The sequence below is a fragment of the Hafnia paralvei genome (genome assembly GCF_020150375.1).
Classification (GTDB): domain Bacteria; phylum Pseudomonadota; class Gammaproteobacteria; order Enterobacterales; family Enterobacteriaceae; genus Hafnia; species Hafnia paralvei.
The window spans coordinates 1772344-1786491 of the sequence record NZ_CP083737.1; the positions used below are offsets into that span (position 1 = coordinate 1772344).

A 14148-nucleotide genomic window follows, 5' to 3' on the forward strand; every position below is an offset into this window, starting at 1 on the left:
CGCTTCTAAGGAAAGAGGGATTTTTGATGGTTATTTATAGGCGTTGGCTAGGCGCAATTGTTTCATTTATTTTGGTTGTACTCCTTTTTATCGTTTTGAAACCTTGGACGAATGCTCACGGTCCGAATATTGTCATGAAAGGCGAGATTAACCTGCTGTTGTTCGTCATCCCTGGTTTTGTCGCCAGTTGCTTCTCCGTAAGCGGACGTATTTTTTATCCTTTTCTTGGTACGTTATGTGCCGTTTTGATCTCTACACTGATCCATTTATGTTATGGCACCGAATTGCGTAGCGGACTACAAATGTTTGCCTATGGCACCAGCGCGCTTTTCTGGTCAGTTTCTGGTGCGTTTTTATATTGGTTTTTGACACTGGCTTGGCAAAAGAAGCAAAAACGCTCGTTAGGTGCGGAACGTTACCGCTAATCATTCGTTATTACAGACAAAACAAAAGGGCATCCTATGGATGCCCTTTTTATCGAACGAAGACTATTTTTACTGGAACAGCGCCAGATTTTCTTTCGCGTATGCTTCAAAATCGGTGCAGCCGCCAATGTGTTTTTGATCGATGAAGATCTGAGGAACGGTTTCAACAGGTTTACCGACGGTTTTTTCCAGATCGGCTTTGGTGATACCTTCTGCATGGATATCAATATAACGGAAGTTGAAATCATCGCGTTCTTCGGTCAGTTTTTCAGCCAACTCTTTAGCACGGACACAATACGGGCAGCCCGGACGCCCAAAAATTACTGCAAACATGAGAACTCCTTGATTGATTTGAGCTTATTCACTAAATCTTGATAATGTTTAGCGCCGACTCACTTTAACTGCGTTTACTATGCCTGTTACGGCAGTTAAAAAAAAGTAGGATTTGCCTGTTACTTTGATAAATTTTGCCTATATGGGGCGTACTGGGAGAAGCCGATGAAGGCTTTAGGGGATTTACCTAAACCCGTTTTGGTCTGTGAAGCAATAGGAATGGTGCTGCTGGTGGTAGCCTATCTGAGCATTCACGATTATATTCATTTACCCAATCCGCTAGCGACACCGTTCGCTGCGGTTATGATGATTTTTGCCGGTGTCGCTTTGATGATACCGGCTGCCGTAGCGCTGATCTGGAGCCTAACTCACAGCAAAACACCGCTGTTTAGCTTAACGCCAAAACAGGACACGTCAGCGGCAAAACCTGAAGTAAAATCTGAGGAGCATAAAAATGACGCCAACCATTGATCTTCTGTGTTCACACCGGTCTGTTCGGGCATTTACACCACAGCCTATCGGGGACGCGGAGCGGGAGGCAATTTTTGCTGCAGCACGAGCTACGTCCAGCTCAAGTTTTTTGCAGTGCAGTACCATTATTCGAATCACTGACTCTTCATTGCGTGAGCAATTAGTTGAGCTGACCGGTGGACAACAGCATGTGGCAGAAGCCGCTGAGTTTTGGGTATTCTGCGCTGATTTTAATCGTCACCAAGAGATTTTTCCTCAGGCCGAATTAGGACTGGCCGAACAATTGTTGCTGGGAACGGTAGACACGTCACTTATGGCGCAAAATGCTTTTACAGCGGCTGAGTCTCTGGGGCTCGGCGGGGTCTATATCGGAGGCCTACGTAATAATATCGATGAGGTCACTCAGTTATTAAAGCTGCCGCGAAACGTATTACCGCTGATGGGTTTATGTTTGGGCTATCCCGCAGTTGAACCAGCGCAAAAACCGCGTTTACCACAGGCGATGGTGGTGCATGAAAACCAATATCAGCCGCTGGATCGTGAATTGCTGGCGCAATATGATGCGCACATCAGTGCTTATTATCAAAGCCGTAGTAGCAACGCGCGCTGTGATACCTGGAGCGATCAGATTAAGCGGACTCTGGCAAAAGAAAGTCGCCCGTTCATGCTGGAATATTTGCACAAGCAGGGCTGGATCCTGAGATAGTTCATCCTTAGGCTGAAGAGGTTGGCCGTGAAGATCGTCATACTTTCCCGAGATGGCTCTCTCTATTCTTGTAAGCGTTTGAAAGAGGCGGCACAGCGTCGTGGTCATCAAATCGACATCGTTGATCCGCTTTCGTGCTACATGAATATTAACTGTGCAGCGCCAAGCGTGCATGAGAAAGGGCGTAAGTTAGAACGCTATGACGCGGTGATCCCGCGCATTGGCTCGGCGATCACCTTCTACGGTACCGCTGTTTTACGTCAGTTTGAAATGTTAGGCAGTTTTCCGCTAAATACCGCGACCTCGATTGCTAAAGCGCGCGACAAATTGCATTCCCTGCAGCTGTTAGCTCAGCAGGGGATCGATCTTCCTGTGACGGGGTTTGCGCATCGGCCTGATGACACCAGCGACCTGATCGAGATGGTGGGGGGCGCGCCATTGGTGGTTAAACTGGTGGAAGGTACGCAAGGGATCGGCGTGGTTTTGGCTGAAACACGCCAAGCAGCGGAAAGCGTGATCGATGCCTTTCGCGGACTGAATGCCCATATTCTTGTACAGGAATACATTAAAGAAGCGCGCGGTGCCGATATTCGCTGTTTAGTGATAGGTAAACGAGTGGTAGCGGCTATCGAACGTCAGGCCAAGCCGGGAGAGTTTCGTTCCAATCTGCACCGAGGCGGAACCGCGAAACGAGTGACGATCACCGATCAGGAACGAGAGGTGGCGCTAAAAGCTGCCGCAACGCTGGGGCTTTGCGTTGCCGGCGTGGATATCTTACGTTCCGATCGTGGCCCGCTCGTGATGGAGGTTAATTCTTCCCCAGGTTTAGAGGGTATTGAATCCACCACCGGAAAAGACATCGCGGGCATGATGATCGAATTTATTGAGCGTGCAATAGCACGCAAGAAAAGTTAAATCTGCACAAATTGATTGGTCGCAGGTTGGTACTGATAGCCAGCCTGCGACAATCTTTCCTGTAAAACTTCAACAGAAAGATCGTAACGGCGGGCGAGATCGTCAAGCGAAGGGCATTCGTCGCGGAGTTTCATATTGATGATACTCATCAACATCAGTGGATCCATTGTGGCGTAACGCGAGAGCGGCATGGTGTATTCCTCTTTCCACAGCGATTGGCTAATTAATTGTCTTTGAGCATAGATAAAACAGGTATTTTTCCGTAAGCTATGCGCCTTTTCTATTTCTGTGTTCATTATCTCCTGTTTTATCATTTTTGTAAGGTAGGCCACTATGGATTCGCTAATCGTCCCGGATCTGGATCTTTTACGACGCTGGCTGGATCAACTGGGCATCACCTTTTTTGAGTGTGACTCCTGCCAAGCGCTACATCTGCCTCATATGCAGAATTTCGATGGCGTGTTTGACGCTAAAGTTGACATGATCGATAAGACGATTTTGTTTAGCGCACTGGCTGAGATACGTCCAACATCGCTGATTCCGCTAGTCGCCGATCTCAGTCAGATGAACGCCAGCACTCTGGCGGTGAAAGTATTTATTGATATTCAGGATGACAATTTGCCTAAGCTGATTGCCTGTCTATCTCTGAACGGCAGCGTAGGTATTACGCTAGAGCAGTTTGCCGCGTTTATGCAACAGGGTGAAGAGCAGCTGTCGATGATCATGATGGAAACACGTGCAAATGGCATGTTGTTCCTCGGCGAAGGTGAAGAAAGTGATGCCGACTATGATCCTGAAGCGGCCAGTGGACCACTCCTGCATTAATCGTCACGCGCTTGATAATTGCTGCGCTGACTTGGTTCAACGGCACCGCGATGGTGCCGTTAATATTTATATAAAAACCTCATAAATATTCTACTAATCAATCAATCCTCCCTATATCCAACGGCATTCACCGCGAGAATGCCGCACAACATAGATGCTATTGCATAAAAAATCGATAATTGACGTTTTTTTCTTCACTGAGTAGCTGGATAGCTTATCACCAGTTATGCTTGATTTGCAGTGTATTGCTCAGATTTCCCTCAGGTTATTCCTGAAACTTTTAGTGAAAAAATATTCTCTTTATTTGATTTTTTATGCGCAAAATATCTGGTGATTACTGTTGGTAAGCGGGCTAGTGCGCGCCGTTTCTACATTATTTGGAGGGATTGACGAATGTTTAACGGGCATAAAAAGTGGTTAGTGGGGGCGATAGCTGGCGCTTTCATTGCGGCGGGGGCAACTGCGGACGATCAAAAGACGCTGCATATCTATAACTGGTCTGACTATATTGCACCGGATACCTTGGCGAACTTTACCAAAGAGACGGGCATCAAAGTGGTTTACGACGTTTTCGATTCTAACGAAGTGCTCGAAGGCAAATTGATGGCAGGCAGTACTGGATTTGATCTGGTGGTGCCATCGGCGAGTTTCCTTGAGCGTCAGATTGGTGCTGGGGTATTTAAACCTCTGGATAAGAGCCAACTGAGCAATTATAAAAACCTCGATCCTGAACTGCTTAAGCTGGTCGCTAAACACGATCCCGATAACAAATATGCAATCCCTTACACCTTCGCGACCACCGGTATTGGCTATAACGTGGAAAAAGTAAAAGCGGCGTTAGGCAAAGACGCGCCGGTTAACAGTTGGGACTTGGTGCTGAAACCTGAGAATTTGGAAAAATTGAAAAGCTGTGGTGTCTCTTTCCTTGATGCTCCTGCTGAAATTTATGCCACGGTGCTTAACTACATTGGCAAAGATCCCAATAGCTCTGATGCTAATGACTACAACGGTGCGGCGAACGATCTGCTGCTAAAACTCCGTCCGAATATTCGCTATTTCCATTCATCGCAATATATCAACGATTTAGCTAACGGTGATATTTGCGTTGCGGTGGGCTGGTCCGGTGACGTTATGCAGGCCGCTAACCGTGCTAAAGAAGCGAAAAACGGCGTGAATATTGCCTACAGCATTCCGAAAGAAGGGGCTTTAGTGTTCTTTGATGTGTTCGCGATGCCGGCTGATGCCAAAAATACCACTGAAGCTTATCAGTTCCTCAACTACCTGATGCGCCCTGAAGTGATTGCCAACATCAGCAATCACGTCTATTACGCCAACGCTAATAAAGCGGCAACGCCGTTGGTGAACCCTGAAGTGCGGGATAATCCGGGAATTTATCCTCCACCAGACGTGAGAGCGAAGATGTTCACGCTGAAAGTGCAGTCGCCGAAAATTGACCGAGTGATCACGCGTGCTTGGACCAAAGTGAAAACCGGAAAATAAAACAGCGAAACAGTTACATAGATAAAAAGTGTGACTACGCTGAATACACAGGCAGAGAAAATCTCTTTGCCTGTGTACTTTTAAACTGCTCTTTGAGCGGTATGTGTCGATGCAGCCGGGTCTGTGTCAGGTGCGAGAGTGAGGACGTCCCGAATGAATGAAACCATCCCCCGTCAGGCGCCGAAGGTGCATAAAGCATTCGCACCTCTGCTAGAAATTCGCAATCTCAGCAAAACATTTGACGGACAGCTCGCCGTTGATGACGTTAACCTCACCATTTATAAAGGCGAAATTTTTGCCCTGTTAGGCGCTTCCGGATGTGGCAAGTCTACCCTGCTGCGTATGCTTGCGGGCTTTGAAATGCCCACCAGCGGGCAAATTGTGCTGGATGGGCAAGATCTAGCCCATGTCCCGCCTTATCAACGGCCTATCAATATGATGTTCCAGTCTTACGCGCTTTTTCCACACATGAGCGTGGAGCAGAACATCGCGTTTGGCCTAAAGCAGGATCGCTTGGGTCGTAACGAAATCCGTCAGCGTGTAGAAGAGATGTTAGCGCTGGTGCATATGCAGGAATACGCCAAGCGCAAGCCGCATCAGCTTTCCGGTGGCCAGCGCCAGCGCGTGGCTTTGGCGCGGAGTTTGGCAAAGCGCCCGAAGCTGCTGTTGCTAGATGAGCCGATGGGGGCATTAGATAAAAAGCTACGCGAACGCATGCAGCTTGAGGTCGCCGATATTTTAGAGCGGGTCGGCGTTACCTGCGTGATGGTAACGCACGATCAGGAAGAAGCCATGACGATGGCGGGACGTATCGCCATTATGAATCGCGGTAAATTTGTGCAAATCGGTGAGCCTGAAGAAATTTATGAACATCCGAATAGCCGCTATAGCGCGGAGTTTATTGGTTCAGTCAACGTCTTTGAGGGCATTCTCAAAGAATCGTTAGAAGATTCATTGCTTATTCAAAGCCCTGGTTTGACTCATCCGCTTAAAGTGGATCTTGATGCTGCGGTAGTGGAGGGCGTTCCTGTGCAGATCGCGTTGCGCCCAGAGAAGATTTTACTCTGCGATACACCACCAAAAGATGGCTGCAACTATGCGACCGGTGAGGTTGTGCACATTGCTTATCTCGGTGATTTGTCGATTTATCACGTGAAATTGCTGAGCGGACAGATGATCAGTGCCCAATTGCAAAATGGGCATCGATTCCGTAAAGGAATGCCAACGTGGGGAGATGAAATCAAGCTTTGTTGGGATGCCGATAGCTGCGTTGTTCTGACGGTCTGAGGGGGAGCGATGTCTACACTATTTACGAGTCGCAGCGATCGCCCTCCGGTACAACGTGTCGGGAAATTGACTGCGTGGTTATACCGTCTGCGCGGCGTACATGGCCGCAAGCTGGTTATTGCTTTACCTTATCTGTGGCTGATTTGTTTATTTTTACTGCCGTTTCTTACCGTCTTTAAAATCAGTTTCGCTGAGATGGCGCGTGCTATCCCACCGTTTACGGACTTAGTCACCTGGGCCGACGATAAACTGGATATTGCGCTTAACTTTGCTAACTATTTTCAGTTGTTCGACGATCCATTGTATGTGGATGCCTATCTTCAGTCGCTGCAGATAGCCGCCGTTTCGACGCTTTGCTGTCTGCTGATTGGCTATCCGTTAGCATGGGCTGTGGCGCATAGCAGTTCCTCGACGCGTAATATTTTGCTGTTGCTGGTTATTTTGCCTTCTTGGACGTCATTCCTGATCCGTGTGTACGCATGGATGGGAATTTTGAAAGAGAACGGCGTGTTGAATAACGTACTGCTATGGTTAGGCGTTATTGATCATCCGTTGATTATATTGCACACCAATACGGCGGTGTATATCGGCGTGGTTTATTCCTATCTGCCTTTCATGGTGCTGCCGATTTATACCGCGTTAACGCGTATTGATTATTCGTTGGTCGAAGCTGCGCTGGATCTTGGGGCGCGTCCAATGAAAACCTTCTTCAAGATTATCGTGCCGCTGACGAAAGGCGGAATCATTGCGGGTTCGATGCTGGTATTTATTCCGGCGGTAGGTGAGTTTGTTATCCCTGAACTGCTGGGTGGGCCGGACAGCATTATGATTGGGCGCGTACTATGGCAGGAATTTTTCAATAACCGTGACTGGCCTGTGGCCTCGGCGGTGGCGATCTTGATGCTGTTGCTGCTGATCGTACCGATTATGCTGTTCCATAAATATCAGAATAAAGAACTGGGGGCACACTAATGAATACGTTGCCTGTTGTACGTTCCCCGTGGCGAATTGTGATTTTGGTGGTTTGCTTCTTCTTTCTGTATGCACCCATGCTTTTACTGGTTATCTATTCCTTTAATAGCTCGAAGCTGGTTACGGTGTGGGCGGGGTGGTCTACGCGATGGTATAGCGTGCTGTTTCACGATTCAGTGATGATAAGCGCCGTGGGTCTGAGCCTAACGATAGCCGCAGCGGCGGCGACTATGGCGACGATTCTAGGCACCATGGCCGCGGTCGTGATGGTTCGTTTTGGCCGTTTTCGTGGCTCAAACGGGTTTGCCTTTATGCTCACAGCCCCCTTAGTTATGCCCGATGTCATCACTGGACTCTCGCTGCTGCTCCTGTTTGTTGCCATGGGGCATCTTATTGGATGGCCTGCGGAGCGCGGAATGCTCACCATCTGGATGGCACATGTCACATTTTGTACGGCTTATGTCACGGTAGTGGTGAGCTCGCGCCTGCGTGAGCTAGATAAATCATTGGAAGAGGCCGCCATGGATCTCGGCGCGGCTCCGCTAAAAGTATTCTTTGTGATCACGATCCCCATGATAGCCCCCGCGCTAGTGTCAGGCTGGTTACTTGCTTTTACGTTATCGCTCGACGATCTGGTTATTGCCAGTTTTGTCGCAGGACCGGGGTCTACCACGCTGCCGATGTTGGTGTTTGCTAGCGTCCGTATGGGCGTTAACCCTGAAATTAACGCATTGGCGAGTATTATCCTGCTGGTGGTCGGCGTTATTGGTCTTATTGCGTGGTGGTTTATGGCGCGTAGTGAAAAGCGGCGTCTTAAAGAGATCAGAAAAGCAGCAGGTAGTTGATATTTCTTATTAATAACCACTAGCCTGATCAACATAAATTGTCCTATTATGAGTTGTTCAGGCTAGCTTATGGAATAAGATGTCAGAAATACTACGTAACCGGCATGAAATGCTGAGAAAATGGGCAATAGCCCCTGTATCTGTCTTAATTGCCGGGACGGCGATTATTGGTATCCATACGCTTGGTTTTCTGCTCCTCATGCATGAACTTGGTTTTGAGGGGGTCAGTACTTTTGTTTCTGACAGCGTGCAAGACTGGGACTCTGCGCTATTATGCTTAGCCAGTATCGTGGTGCTGTTGGTTGAGATTAGCTGTGGTTTTGCCGTAGTGCAGGGGAAAAACCTTGGTCGCTGGGGATATCTCGGCTGTCAGGTGCTGGTGATTAGTTACATGCTATTGGCATCCCTTGGCTGGTTTCATCCTGAGATGTTCAGCGTGAACGGCGAAACAGGTAGTGAGATTTTCACCGAGCTAGTGGGCTTAAAAATCCCTGAGTTAATGATATTAGGATTGTTGTTTATCCCGCGCGCAAGTCGCCGCTATTTCTCTTCGTGACAAGCTTTCTAGACTGAAGCGCGGAAACTTTCCCCGCGAGTTTCACCTGCTTTATGTGGTTTATGCTACAATCCGCGCCGCTTTAACCTCACATTTATCTCATTCAAATAGAGTCTTTGTTATGCACTGTGCCCTGTATCAATCGGGAACTTGTCGCTCTTGTCAGTGGCTGGAAATGCCGTATTCACAGCAAATCGCCGAAAAGCAGCAACAGCTGGAATTACTGATGTCTGACTTACCGGTCGAACGCTGGTTACCGTCAGTGAGTAGCGCAGAGCAAGCATTTCGTAACAAAGCCAAAATGGTCGTCAGCGGCAGCGTGGAGCGTCCACTGCTAGGCATGTTGCATCGTGATGGAACGGCGGTCGATTTATGTGAGTGTCCTCTCTATCCCCAATCTTTTAGCGCAGTGTTTGATGTGCTGAAGGTGTTTATTGCTCGCGCAGGGCTAACCCCCTACAACGTTGCGCGCAAACGTGGAGAGCTAAAATATCTGTTGCTAACTGAAAGCCAGAAAAACAACCAGCTAATGCTGCGTTTTGTGTTGCGTTCTGACGCTAAATTAGCCCAGTTACGCGCTGCGTTGCCTTGGCTCCAACAACAGCTTCCACAGTTAGTCGTGATTACCGCAAATATCCAGCCGGTGCATATGGCTATCCTCGAAGGGGATACCGAAATATTTCTTACCGAGCAACAGGCGCTAGAAGAATCTTTTAATCAAGTTCCGCTCTATATTCGCCCGCAAAGCTTTTTCCAGACCAATCCACTGGTTGCCGCATCGTTATATGCCACAGCGCGCAAATGGGTACACAAACTAAATATCAGTAGTATGTGGGATCTGTTTTGTGGTGTCGGTGGTTTTGGTTTGCATTGCGCAACGCCGGAGATGAAGCTCACCGGTATTGAGATCAGCGCGGAAGCTATCGCCTGCGCCACGCGGTCTGCGCAGAAATTGGGATTACAGAATGTACAGTTTTCCGCGCTCGACTCGACCCGTTTTGCCTCGGCGGAAGGTGAGGTTCCCGAGTTGGTGCTCGTCAATCCACCGCGCAGGGGGATCGGTGCTGAACTGTGTGAATATCTTGGCAAAATGGCGCCGGATTATATTCTCTATTCCAGCTGCAATGCTCAGACGATGGCTCAAGATATTGCGAGACTGAAAAATTATCGTATCGAGCAGGTGCAACTGTTCGATATGTTCCCGCATACCGCCCATTATGAAGTGCTAACGCTGCTGGTCCATCAAACGCGATAAACGATTTTCTCTAGATCCAACAGCGCTTTCTTGATCGGTAACCCACCGGAGTAGCCGGTCAAAGAAAGATCTTTACCTAATACGCGATGGCAAGGGATGAGGATCGAAATAGGGTTTCTCCCCACGGCACCGCCGACGGCACGAACGGCTTTAGGGTTATTTAGTGCGTTAGCGATAACCGAATAGTGGCTGATAGTACCGTATGGAATGGTGAGAAGTTCTTTCCAAACCGATTGCTGAAACGCTGTGCCCACCGGTGCTAAGGGCAAATTATCAAAGCGCAGTTTCTCACCGGAGAAATAGGCATCTAAACAGTCGCGAATTTGGCGGTTGATGGTGAAATCTCCGTCCTCAATCCACTCAGCAGGACATAGCTTTTCTTCTATCTCATTCGGTAGCCATAGCTGGCGCAGCCCTTGAGCATCCGAAACTAATCTTAGCAATCCAACGGGCGATGAATAAAGTGCGTAGTACATGAAAATTTCCCCTACCGACTATCCTGATATACGTTGAGCTGCTAAAGGTAGCAAAACTGAGTGAGGGAGGATATTACCATGAAGGATAAGGGGAAAAATTCAGAACTTGAAACGGTACTGCGTTGTCTACGTTCGTTATTCGTCCCATTCTGGGGACTCGTCCTACAGGGCAACGCTTGCCGCAACGCCGATGATTTAGGCGATGCGGCAAACCAACAGCCGAGAGTATTTCAGCCGCAAATCACTGTGGGAACCACTGCTGATTGATTTTCTGGTAAGTGCCGTTGGCTTTGATCTCATCCAGCGCTTTATTCAACTGCGCCAAAAGTGCGGTATTTTCTGGGCGTACAGCGATACCTAAACCGGTGCCAAAGTATTGCGCATCGGTGACGTGATCGCCGACGGCAGCGAGGTTTGGATTACTCTTCAGCCATTCATTAACCACTGCGGTATCGCCGAATACACCATCTAAACGACCACTTTTCAGATCCAGAATGGCGTTTTGATAGCTGTCGTAGGCAACGGTTTTGATTTCTGGGTGTTTATCCTGCAAATATTTTTGATGAGTGGTGCCATTTTCCATTCCCACGCGTAGGCCTTTCATATCTGCGAAGGTTTTGTATTTGCCTTTTTCAGCGATGATGATCGCGGAATTAGCGTAGTACGGCTGGGTGAATGCCACCTGTTTCTGACGTTCTGGCGTAATATCCATGCCGGAAATCACCGCGTCATAACGTTTAAACTTCAGCGCAGGGATCAGGCTGTCGAACGCCTGATTCGTGAAGGTGCAGGTAGCCTGCATCTGCTTGCACAGCGCTTTGGCTAAATCCATGTCGAAGCCAACAATCTGGTTATTGGAATCCATGGATTCAAACGGTGGATAGGTGGCGGAAGAGGCAAAACGGATGGTTTCCGCTGCGGTTGCGGTGAAGCTCATTCCTGCCAGTAATGCACAAACCATCAGTTTTTTCATGTCTAACTCCTGTCTGAAATAGGATCTAATTTTGATTTTTAGTCAGCCGTTTTAGTTTTGATTTATGGGGATGAACGGAACGACGTTCATGCTCAACGGCGGTTTGGTGAACAGAAATGACTTTGCCATCAAGTGAATTTATATGCAATATATTTGGTTAAATATTTATTGTTATTTTTTGCAGATACAAAAAAGCCAGCGTTTAGGCTGGCTTTTAGTAAGCGTTTTAAGGAGTTGATTTAATTTCTACGTTCAAAGGCGAGAGCGCGACGTTCAACCATACGCATAATTAGCGTAAGCAATCCGTTCACGCACAGATAAATCACGCCTGCCGCGCCAAACACCATAACGTCATAGGTGCGGCCATACATTTGCTGGCTATAACCCATAACTTCCATCAGCGTAATGGTGTAGGCCAATGAGGTGCTTTTGAAAATCAGGACGACTTCGTTGGAATAAGACGACAGCGCTCGTTTGAAAGCAAACGGCAGCAAAATACGCAATGTCTGACTGCGAGACATGCCAAGTGCTTCACAAGACTGCCATTGTCCGGAAGGGATTGCTTTTACCGCGCCGTAAAACAGCTGGGTCGTGTACGCCGCGCTGTTCAGCGCCAAGGCGACCATCGCACATAGCCACGGCTGTGACAGCATATTCCACAACCACGGTGTCTGCTTGATCCAGTCAAACTGTCCCGGTCCGTAATAGATCAGGAAGATCTGTACCAGCAGCGGTGTTCCGGTGAACAGCGTGATATATCCTTGCACTAACTGTGTGAGCACCACAGGGCGTAGCGTTAACACAATGGTGAAAAGCAATGCCAACACCAGCGCAACTAGCAAGGAAATTATAGTCAGGGATAAACTGGTTGGTAACCCTTGAATGATATCAGGAATGTATTCAAACATTAGGCGTTCCCCCGCTCAAAGCGTGTGGTGCGCAGTTCGATTCGCTTGAGAATATATTGGCTGAACAGGGTAATAACCAAATAGATAGCGGCTGCAACCATGTACCATGTGAAAGGTTCTTGAGTTCGGGTGGCGATACTTTTGGTTTGCAGCATTAAATCATTCACGCTGATCAGTGAAACCAGAGCGGTATCTTTCAGCAGCACCAACCACTGATTTCCCAGCCCTGGCAGAGCATGACGCCACATCTGCGGCATCACCAAACGGAAGAAAATAGCGCTTTTGCTTAGGCCAAGTGCTTGACCGGCTTCACGCTGGCCTTCAGGTACGGCTTTTAACGCGCCGCGCAGCGTTTGAGATGCATAAGCCGCATAAAGCAAGGCCAATGCGATAACGCCACATACGAAGGGACTGACCTCAAAGTTTTCAATATTGAGTTGGATAGGGATTTGCACAAAGCCCAAATTCAAACTGAAACCGTCGGAAAGCACCATGAGTAGTTGAGCCGATCCGAAATAGATAAACAGCACAACCAAGATTTCGGGCAAGCCACGAACCAGCGTGACCCATGCGGTGCCGAGCCATGCCACTGGTTTGATATTTGAAGATTCCCAGACGGCAAAAATCATCGCCAAAATAAGCCCGAGAACTAAAGCACACAGCGACAGGCCAACGGTCATGCCTGCTGCGCTTAATAAAGGTTGAAATTCAATCATTGCTTGGAGCCTATCCCATCAGGCGAGCTGTTCGCCAAAATGATCACTTATTACGCCTACAAAGATAGGCACTTCGTTTATTCCCGTTATCTTTCAAGCTGCAAAGTTATCACCCGAATCACTGACTCATGTAAGTTCACCGGGCTTAATGAGAGGCTGGATACTTCTCACCGAAGTCCAGCCTTTGTCTCTTGTTTGCTGCTTTCCTGCATTTTGAAATCTATGAGACATCAAAGCGATTACTGCTGGAACCACTTGCTATAGATGGTTTTATAGGTGCCATCCTGCTTCAACTGATTCAGCGCCGCGTTAAATTGATTCAGCAGCTCGGCATTGTTCTGACGTACTGCAATGCCCAAGCCTGTACCGAAGTAGTTCGGATCAGTCACTTTATCGCCCACGGCGGTAAGCGCTGAATTCTGCTTCAGCCATTCGTTAACGACCGCAGTATCACCGAATACCGCATCCAGACGCCCGTTTTTCAGATCCAGAATAGCGTTCTGATAGCTGTCGTATGGAACTGGTGTGATTTCAGGGTGTTTTTCTTGTAGGTACTTCTGGTGGGTCGAACCATTTTGCATCCCCACACGCTTACCTTTTAGCGCAGCGATATCAGCCACTTTGCCTTTTTCAGCAATGAACAACGCCGAGTTATCGTAATAAGGCGCGGTAAACGCCACTTGCTTTTGACGTTCAGGAGTGATGTCCATACCTGAAATCACGGCGTCGATACGTTTGAACTTCAAACTTGGGATCAGGCTATCGAAAGACTGGTTGGTGAAAGTACAGGTCGCTTTCATCTGCTTACAGATAGCGTTGGCCAGATCGATATCAAATCCCTGCATCTGGTTGTTGGCATCCATAAATTCAAATGGAGGATAAGAAGCTTCCGCAGCAAAACGAATGGTTTCCGCCGCTGATGCAGAGACGCTGATACCGGCTAATACTGTGGCAATTATGATTTTTTTCATCGCAGACTCCAACT

The 14148-nt window shown here is 48.1% G+C and carries 19 protein-coding genes; 12 read left to right on the plus strand and 7 right to left on the minus strand.

All coding sequences use genetic code 11. The annotated features are described in order from the left end of the window. Positions 1 to 26 precede the first annotated feature (26 nt). On the plus strand, positions 27 to 425 hold the full coding sequence (gene ybjM, locus K9N75_RS08380; RefSeq protein WP_008812959.1) for an inner membrane protein YbjM: 399 nt from the start codon (positions 27 to 29) through the stop codon (positions 423 to 425). 69 nt (positions 426 to 494) lie between these two features. On the opposite strand, the gene K9N75_RS08385 is transcribed toward ybjM, so the two are convergent. Further along, on the minus strand, positions 495 to 758 hold the full coding sequence (locus K9N75_RS08385; RefSeq protein WP_004095905.1) for a GrxA family glutaredoxin: 264 nt from the start codon (positions 756 to 758) through the stop codon (positions 495 to 497). Between the two features lie 165 nt (positions 759 to 923). On the opposite strand from K9N75_RS08385, the gene K9N75_RS08390 reads away from it, so the two are divergent. The 3 genes from K9N75_RS08390 to rimK are packed head-to-tail and all read left to right on the plus strand — an operon-like array spanning position 924 to position 2850. Then, the gene (locus tag K9N75_RS08390; protein ID WP_130974071.1) at positions 924 to 1229 is read left to right on the plus strand and encodes a YbjC family protein; all 306 of its coding nucleotides are present in this window, start codon (positions 924 to 926) and stop codon (positions 1227 to 1229) included. Then, positions 1213 to 1935: an oxygen-insensitive NADPH nitroreductase gene (nfsA, locus tag K9N75_RS08395; protein ID WP_008812961.1), complete on the plus strand. Its 723-nt coding sequence runs from the start codon at positions 1213 to 1215 to the stop codon at positions 1933 to 1935. The genes K9N75_RS08390 and nfsA overlap by 17 nt, the downstream gene beginning before the upstream one ends. A 27-nt stretch (positions 1936 to 1962) precedes the next feature. Continuing rightward, positions 1963 to 2850 carry a 30S ribosomal protein S6--L-glutamate ligase gene (gene rimK / locus K9N75_RS08400; protein WP_020303854.1) on the plus strand — a complete coding sequence of 296 codons (888 nt, stop codon included), beginning with the start codon at positions 1963 to 1965 and terminating at the stop codon, positions 2848 to 2850. Here the strand turns inward: rimK and K9N75_RS08405 are convergent. After that, complete coding sequence (locus K9N75_RS08405) at positions 2847 to 3146, minus strand: DUF4250 domain-containing protein (protein WP_008812963.1); 300 nt, start codon at positions 3144 to 3146, stop codon at positions 2847 to 2849. The genes rimK and K9N75_RS08405 overlap by 4 nt on opposite strands. A 37-nt stretch (positions 3147 to 3183) precedes the next feature. Between K9N75_RS08405 and K9N75_RS08410 the strand changes: the two genes are divergently transcribed. From K9N75_RS08410 to rlmC, 7 genes are all read left to right on the plus strand, one after another. Beyond that, entirely contained in the window at positions 3184 to 3675 is a 492-nt protein-coding gene (locus tag K9N75_RS08410) for a type III secretion system chaperone family protein (protein WP_004095896.1), read from the plus strand. Between the two features lie 393 nt (positions 3676 to 4068). Further along, a complete protein-coding gene (potF, locus tag K9N75_RS08415; protein ID WP_008812964.1) occupies positions 4069 to 5175 on the plus strand; it encodes a spermidine/putrescine ABC transporter substrate-binding protein PotF in 1107 nt (368 codons plus the stop codon). Positions 5176 to 5328: 153 nt separating this feature from the next. Then, positions 5329 to 6462, plus strand: a complete 1134-nt coding sequence (potG, locus tag K9N75_RS08420; protein ID WP_008812965.1) for a putrescine ABC transporter ATP-binding subunit PotG — start codon at positions 5329 to 5331, stop codon at positions 6460 to 6462. Between the two features lie 9 nt (positions 6463 to 6471). Continuing rightward, complete coding sequence (gene potH, locus K9N75_RS08425; protein ID WP_004095889.1) at positions 6472 to 7434, plus strand: putrescine ABC transporter permease PotH; 963 nt, start codon at positions 6472 to 6474, stop codon at positions 7432 to 7434. Beyond that, positions 7434 to 8279 carry a putrescine ABC transporter permease PotI gene (potI, locus tag K9N75_RS08430; RefSeq protein WP_004095887.1) on the plus strand — a complete coding sequence of 282 codons (846 nt, stop codon included), beginning with the start codon at positions 7434 to 7436 and terminating at the stop codon, positions 8277 to 8279. Before potH ends, potI begins: the two co-directional genes overlap by 1 nt. Before the next feature lie 79 nt (positions 8280 to 8358). Then, positions 8359 to 8835: a YbjO family protein gene (locus K9N75_RS08435; RefSeq protein WP_008812966.1), complete on the plus strand. Its 477-nt coding sequence runs from the start codon at positions 8359 to 8361 to the stop codon at positions 8833 to 8835. Positions 8836 to 8956: 121 nt separating this feature from the next. Then, on the plus strand, positions 8957 to 10090 hold the full coding sequence (gene rlmC, locus K9N75_RS08440) for a 23S rRNA (uracil(747)-C(5))-methyltransferase RlmC (protein ID WP_263481243.1): 1134 nt from the start codon (positions 8957 to 8959) through the stop codon (positions 10088 to 10090). Here rlmC and K9N75_RS08445 read toward each other — a convergent pair. Further along, complete coding sequence (locus K9N75_RS08445; RefSeq protein ID WP_039189005.1) at positions 10078 to 10566, minus strand: methylated-DNA--[protein]-cysteine S-methyltransferase; 489 nt, start codon at positions 10564 to 10566, stop codon at positions 10078 to 10080. The two genes, rlmC and K9N75_RS08445, sit on opposite strands and share 13 nt — an antisense overlap. Before the next feature lie 78 nt (positions 10567 to 10644). Here K9N75_RS08445 and K9N75_RS08450 point away from each other — a divergent pair, with 78 nt between their 5' ends. Then, positions 10645 to 10833: a hypothetical protein gene (locus tag K9N75_RS08450; protein WP_020303853.1), complete on the plus strand. Its 189-nt coding sequence runs from the start codon at positions 10645 to 10647 to the stop codon at positions 10831 to 10833. Here the strand turns inward: K9N75_RS08450 and artJ (K9N75_RS08455) are convergent. From artJ (K9N75_RS08455) to artJ (K9N75_RS08470), 4 genes are all read right to left on the minus strand, one after another. Further along, a complete protein-coding gene (gene artJ, locus K9N75_RS08455; protein ID WP_008812969.1) occupies positions 10808 to 11539 on the minus strand; it encodes an arginine ABC transporter substrate-binding protein in 732 nt (243 codons plus the stop codon). The genes K9N75_RS08450 and artJ (K9N75_RS08455) overlap by 26 nt on opposite strands. A 239-nt stretch (positions 11540 to 11778) precedes the next feature. After that, the gene (gene artM, locus K9N75_RS08460) at positions 11779 to 12447 is read right to left on the minus strand and encodes an arginine ABC transporter permease ArtM (protein ID WP_004095864.1); all 669 of its coding nucleotides are present in this window, start codon (positions 12445 to 12447) and stop codon (positions 11779 to 11781) included. Then, entirely contained in the window at positions 12447 to 13163 is a 717-nt protein-coding gene (artQ, locus tag K9N75_RS08465; protein WP_004095863.1) for an arginine ABC transporter permease ArtQ, read from the minus strand. The genes artM and artQ overlap by 1 nt, the downstream gene beginning before the upstream one ends. A 239-nt stretch (positions 13164 to 13402) precedes the next feature. Next, a complete protein-coding gene (gene artJ / locus K9N75_RS08470) occupies positions 13403 to 14134 on the minus strand; it encodes an arginine ABC transporter substrate-binding protein (RefSeq protein ID WP_008812970.1) in 732 nt (243 codons plus the stop codon). Between the last annotated feature and the right edge of the window lie 14 nt (positions 14135 to 14148).

Bases quoted from the DNA above. Each gene is read 5' to 3' on its own strand.
- artJ (WP_008812970.1), bottom strand. From the start codon at position 14,134: ATGAAAAAAATCATAATTGCCACAGTATTAGCCGGTATCAGCGTCTCT.
- K9N75_RS08410 (WP_004095896.1), top strand. From the start codon at position 3,184: ATGGATTCGCTAATCGTCCCGGATCTGGATCTTTTACGACGCTGGCTG.
- potI (WP_004095887.1), top strand. From the start codon at position 7,434: ATGAATACGTTGCCTGTTGTACGTTCCCCGTGGCGAATTGTGATTTTG.
- nfsA (WP_008812961.1), top strand. From the start codon at position 1,213: ATGACGCCAACCATTGATCTTCTGTGTTCACACCGGTCTGTTCGGGCA.
- K9N75_RS08405 (WP_008812963.1), bottom strand. From the start codon at position 3,146: ATGAACACAGAAATAGAAAAGGCGCATAGCTTACGGAAAAATACCTGT.
- K9N75_RS08385 (WP_004095905.1), bottom strand. From the start codon at position 758: ATGTTTGCAGTAATTTTTGGGCGTCCGGGCTGCCCGTATTGTGTCCGT.
- K9N75_RS08435 (WP_008812966.1), top strand. From the start codon at position 8,359: ATGTCAGAAATACTACGTAACCGGCATGAAATGCTGAGAAAATGGGCA.
- artM (WP_004095864.1), bottom strand. From the start codon at position 12,447: ATGTTTGAATACATTCCTGATATCATTCAAGGGTTACCAACCAGTTTA.
- potH (WP_004095889.1), top strand. From the start codon at position 6,472: ATGTCTACACTATTTACGAGTCGCAGCGATCGCCCTCCGGTACAACGT.
- potF (WP_008812964.1), top strand. From the start codon at position 4,069: ATGTTTAACGGGCATAAAAAGTGGTTAGTGGGGGCGATAGCTGGCGCT.
- K9N75_RS08450 (WP_020303853.1), top strand. From the start codon at position 10,645: ATGAAGGATAAGGGGAAAAATTCAGAACTTGAAACGGTACTGCGTTGT.
- K9N75_RS08445 (WP_039189005.1), bottom strand. From the start codon at position 10,566: ATGTACTACGCACTTTATTCATCGCCCGTTGGATTGCTAAGATTAGTT.
- K9N75_RS08390 (WP_130974071.1), top strand. From the start codon at position 924: ATGAAGGCTTTAGGGGATTTACCTAAACCCGTTTTGGTCTGTGAAGCA.
- rlmC (WP_263481243.1), top strand. From the start codon at position 8,957: ATGCACTGTGCCCTGTATCAATCGGGAACTTGTCGCTCTTGTCAGTGG.
- potG (WP_008812965.1), top strand. From the start codon at position 5,329: ATGAATGAAACCATCCCCCGTCAGGCGCCGAAGGTGCATAAAGCATTC.
- artJ (WP_008812969.1), bottom strand. From the start codon at position 11,539: ATGAAAAAACTGATGGTTTGTGCATTACTGGCAGGAATGAGCTTCACC.
- artQ (WP_004095863.1), bottom strand. From the start codon at position 13,163: ATGATTGAATTTCAACCTTTATTAAGCGCAGCAGGCATGACCGTTGGC.
- ybjM (WP_008812959.1), top strand. From the start codon at position 27: ATGGTTATTTATAGGCGTTGGCTAGGCGCAATTGTTTCATTTATTTTG.